Source organism: Accumulibacter sp., from assembly GCF_016789985.1.
In the GTDB taxonomy this organism is placed as follows: Bacteria; Pseudomonadota; Gammaproteobacteria; order Burkholderiales; family Rhodocyclaceae; genus Accumulibacter.
Map to the genome: position 1 here is coordinate 1 of NZ_JAEUOL010000127.1, position 4,500 is coordinate 4,500.

Consider the following 4,500-nt stretch of genomic DNA (forward strand, 5'->3'; position numbering starts at 1 on the left):
ATCGACCTGCATTGGCTCGCCGGGGGCGGTCTCGAAGCGGACAACCGGCTCGGGCGGCAGGGTCGGCCTGAGCCCGCGCAGGAAGGAGCGCAATGGGCTCAGGCCGCCTTGGTATCCCTGGGCGGCAATCTCCCGAGGCAAGACGGTGGCCGGGATCCCGAGCGGATGGGCCGCCGTTTGCCGTTCCCGCAGGTACGCCTCGTACGGCGACAGCTGGCTCGGTCGTTTCTTCTGACGCTCGTATTTCGGCTGCTGTCCCGCCGCAAGAGGGCTGCGCACCGGGTTCACCGCGCATCCGACTTCCGCCGCTATCCGGCGAAGGCTGAAGCCGTGTTTCCTTAAGACCTCGATTTCCATCTACCCCTCGTTCGTCATCACCGGCGCCTCAAATCCGCCGATCTTCTCAACTCGGTGTATCAACTTTCAATCGCTGGCCTGTATCAATTTACATCCGCTGGTGACACCGGGCACCCTGGAAGACCAAGGAGTCACTGGAGCTGGCCACGCTGGAATGGGTGTCCTGGTTCAACCACCACAGACTGCTTGAACCGATTGGATATCTTCCCCCTGCCGAAGCTGAAGAAAACTACTATCGGCCATTCGCCCGTCAGGCCACCACCCCGGCCTGACTTAACCCAACGGGCCTCCACGAAACCCGGGGCGATTCACTTGCCGATCCTACCCTGCTTCGCTACCAGCGGATCTGTACTTCCTGGATGACCTGCGGTGTCGCGCGCTGGATGGTGAACTTGATTCCCTCGACCTCTATCACCGTTCCTGGACCGGGAATCTCGCGCGCGTATTCAAGCAGGAAACCCGAGAGCGTGTCGTAACTGCCGTCGCCGGGCAGTTTCAGTCCCAGTTTCTCAACCAGCAAGGCCGGGTTGGCGCGTGCGCTGACCAGATAGTCGTGATGACCAAGCTTTTTGAGCCACTCGGCGGGTTTCTCCTGCCGGTCGTACTCGTCCTGAATGTCCTCGACCACTTCCTCGATGATGTCCTCGATCGTCACGATCCCCTCGGCCCCACCGAATTCGTCCATCACCACGGCCATCGCGTCGCCATCCTTGCGCAGCTCGACGAGCATCGACTCGGCGCTCTTGCTGGCTGGAACGTAGCGCGTCGGACCGATGAACGGTTCGATCGATGACGACTGCTCCACACCGAGCAAATCCATGGTGTTAAGCACTCCGATCACACGGTCGATCCGCCCATCGTAAACTGGCAGTCGGACGTGCGCACACTGTACCGCCAAGCGCACTGCCTCGCCGACGGTGCAGCCCTTTTCTATGGCGCTCACATCGATCAAGGGGACCATCACCTTGTAGACCGTGGTCTCCGAGAAGTTGAACATGCGCCGGATCATCGTCTTCTCGATGGCCTGGATGTCGCCGCCCTCCTGCGGCGGCATCTGCACCATGCTCTGGATCTGCTCGCGCAGGGTGAAGGGGTTGTGCTCGTCGCGCGCTCCCGCCAAGCGCGAGAGAAGTTTCGACAGGGTCACGAAAACGATTAGGATCGGCCAGAAGGCGATCGAGAAGAAGCGCAGGATGTAGATGACGTAAGGCGTGATGGTGTCGGCACGCTGCTGGAAGACGCTTTTCGGGACGATTTCGCCGAACACCCAGATCAGCGGCGCCACCAGGATCACCGCCAGCCAGCTCCCCGCCTCACCGAACAGCTCGATCATCAGCGCGGTGGCGATCGTCGAGTTGGCAACAACCGCGATGTTGGTGCCGACTAGGGTGGTCGACAGCAACCACTCCGGCCGCTTCTCGATCATTTCCAGCGCCAGGCGCGCGCCGCGCGAGCCCTTGGCCGCGTCGTGGCGCAGTTTGATGCGGTCGGCGCTGACCACGCCGAGTTCGGAACCCGAGAAGAAGCCCTCGGCAATCAGGCAGACGACCATCAGCAGGGCGGTGATCCAGACATCAGACATTATTTACAGGCCCTCCCTCTGATTCGCTGCATCGGCCGGCAGGTGCTCCGGTTCAGCGGTTGCTTCGCCCCTCAGGGTGGGCGGGGCCTGCGCGCCGACTTCATCGCTCGCCGCATCCTCGATCACCGCCGGCAACCGCTCGACCAGTACCTGCGTGATGCGGTTGTGTTCGATGGCTGCGACGGTAAACCTCAGACCACAGAGGTCGATGACGGCACCACTGAGCGGCAGCTCTCCGAAAGCCTCGAGCAGCGCTCCGGACAGGGTCTCCACCTCCTCGCCGTCGATCTTCACCGCGAACTGCTGATTGAAGTCATCAAGCGCCATGCTGGTATCGATCAGCCGGCGGCCATCGGCCAGTTCGCTCACCAGGTGACTGCTCACCACCTCGTTGTCGGATGGGCTGGTGATCTCGCCGAAAACGCACTCGAGCAGGTCTTCCATCGTCACCAGCCCGGTGACGCCACCGTACTCATCGACGATCAGGGCAAAGGACAGCTTGCGCTGGCGAAAGGTGTGGAACAACTCGACCGCAAGCTTGGATTCGGGGAAGAAGTGGGGTTGCCGCAGCAGCTTGCGGAAGCCCTGCGGATCACGTTCCAGCCGAGCGAGATCGACGCCGAGCAGATCGCGAGTATATAGAACTCCCAGAATGGTGTCGCGGCGCCCCTTGTAAACCGGGTAGCGTGACTGTTGTGTGGCCTTGATCTGCATCAGCAGCTCGGCTACCGACAGGTCCGCCGAGAGAAACTGTATGTCGGAACGCGGCCGCATGATGTCGCTCAGCGACTTGCTGCCGAAGTCGAAGATCTTCTCGATGTACTGCGCTTCCTGACTATCGAGCGCACCTTCGCCCACGGCATCATGCACCAGCGTGCGGATCATGTCCTCGGTGACCAGGTTTCCCTGTGAGCGCTGCTTGCCGACGATCAGAGTGATGAAGAAATCGGCGACATGGCGAATGATCTCGCGCAGCGGCGTGATCAGCCGCGCAAAAAGGGAGATCGGCCGGCACTCGGCACTGGCAAAGACGACGTTGTTGCGAATGGCCAGCACCTTGGGTGTGATCTCGCCGAACAGCAGGAGGATGGGCACCATCACCAGCAGGTTGACCATCTCGTTCTCGGCACCGAACAGGTGGATGACCATTGCGGCCGAAATCACCGACGCCGAAACGTTAACGAACTCGTTGCCGATCAGTATGGTGACGATCAGCCGCCTTGGCTCGCTGCGCAGCCGCTCGATCAGCTCGACGCGCGGATGCTTGCTGGCGCGCATCTGGTCGAGCTGATATGAGCTGAGCGAAAACAGGGAAGTTTCGGTGCTCGAGAAAAATCCCGAGAATCCCAGTAGAACGACAAAGACGACCAGTTCCATCCACAGTGCAGGATCCATAGCCCCTCTTCCAAGTGACTTGTACGCCGAATCGGCGATGCGCACCGCTTTCTGTCACCAGCGCGATGGCAGAAATTATCGGGAAGCTTGACGCCATAGTCAAACACCAGCCACGCCGGCTGCCAAGCATCGGCTCGCCGGCGGTGCTTGCGCAAACCGGGCGGCCTGACGCCCGGCAGACGAAAGTGTCACGATTGGCCACCAATCATGACAACAGGCAAACCGGGGACGACAGGGAAACCCCGGTGACCTGCATGCAGCAAGCGCTCTGGTTTTTCTTGTGCCGATCTGCCGGGTGGTGTAAAAAACCCCGTAATCCTCGCCCTGCCTCCCCAGTCATGGGGGCGACCCTTTTTGTGAGTCAGACCGTGTCCGAAGCATTGCTGCTAATCCTGATGCTTGCCCTTTCCGCATTTTTCTCGGGCTCCGAGACGGCCATTACGACGCTGTCGCGGGCACGGGTCGAGGCGCTACTGGCAGAACACCGTTTCGGCGCCAGGGCCCTGCACCGGATGAAGGGCAACCTCAACCGGACGCTGGTCATCATCCTGATCGGCAACAACCTGGTGAACACCGCTGCGGCGACCTTCGCCACGGTGGTGGCGACCGAGCATTTCGGCCATCTCGGCCCTGGTCTGGCGGTAGGGGTAATCACCTTGCTGCTCCTGATGTTCGGCGAAATCACACCGAAAACCTACGGCTCGCGTTACGCCATCGCAGTGGCGTTGCTGGCGGCGGCGCCGCTGGAGCTACTCGGCAAGCTCCTGTCGCCACTGGTCTGGTTGCTGGAAACCTTTATCCGCTGGATGCACACCCTCTCCAGTCCACCCAAGGATCCCAGCGTGACGGAGAGCGAACTGATCGCGCTGGCCGAGCACGGCACGCAGGAAGGATCGATCGAGGAAGGCGAACACCAGATGATCCGTCGCATCTTCGATTTCAGCACCCTGCGCGCCAGCGACATCATGGTGCACCGGCACCAGATCTTCTCGCTCGACGGCAAGCGAACGATCGGTGATGCCCTCAACGAGATCATTGCCGAATCGCATCAGCGCATCCCGGTCTATTCGAGCAACCCCGAGGAAATCACCGGCGTTGTCACGCTGCAGAGCATTCTCGGCGAGGTGGCACTGGGCCATCTGGACAAGACGCTCAACGAGGCCGGC

General features: G+C 61.2%; 3 protein-coding genes and 2 pseudogenes. 2 read left to right on the forward strand and 3 right to left on the reverse strand.

All coding sequences use genetic code 11. The features are described 5' to 3' along the window. Window positions 1–357, reverse strand: a pseudogene (locus JNK99_RS07395) (IS21 family transposase); the annotation flags it as partial. A 107-nt stretch (window positions 358–464) separates the two neighbouring features. Here JNK99_RS07395 and JNK99_RS07400 point away from each other — a divergent pair. Then, window positions 465–629: pseudogene (locus JNK99_RS07400) on the forward strand (IS3 family transposase); the annotation flags it as partial. Between the two features lie 62 nt (window positions 630–691). Here JNK99_RS07400 and JNK99_RS07405 read toward each other — a convergent pair. Together JNK99_RS07405 and JNK99_RS07410 are read right to left on the reverse strand one after the other, a co-directional pair. Continuing rightward, window positions 692–1,939, reverse strand: a complete 1,248-nt coding sequence (locus JNK99_RS07405) for a hemolysin family protein (RefSeq protein ID WP_291850829.1) — start codon at window positions 1,937–1,939, stop codon at window positions 692–694. A 3-nt stretch (window positions 1,940–1,942) separates the two neighbouring features. Beyond that, window positions 1,943–3,334 carry a hemolysin family protein gene (locus JNK99_RS07410; protein WP_291850832.1) on the reverse strand — a complete coding sequence of 464 codons (1,392 nt, stop codon included), beginning with the start codon at window positions 3,332–3,334 and terminating at the stop codon, window positions 1,943–1,945. A gap of 368 nt (window positions 3,335–3,702) precedes the next feature. On the opposite strand from JNK99_RS07410, the gene JNK99_RS07415 reads away from it, so the two are divergent. Further along, window positions 3,703–4,500 (forward strand): CNNM domain-containing protein (locus JNK99_RS07415; RefSeq protein WP_291850835.1); only part of this gene is annotated, 798 nt, incomplete at its 3' end.

What these genes read in the sequence shown, in the direction of transcription:
- JNK99_RS07405 (WP_291850829.1), bottom strand. Translation starts at nt 1,939, where the DNA reads ATGTCTGATGTCTGGATCACCGCCCTGCTGATGGTCGTCTGCCTGATT.
- JNK99_RS07410 (WP_291850832.1), bottom strand. Translation starts at nt 3,334, where the DNA reads ATGGATCCTGCACTGTGGATGGAACTGGTCGTCTTTGTCGTTCTACTG.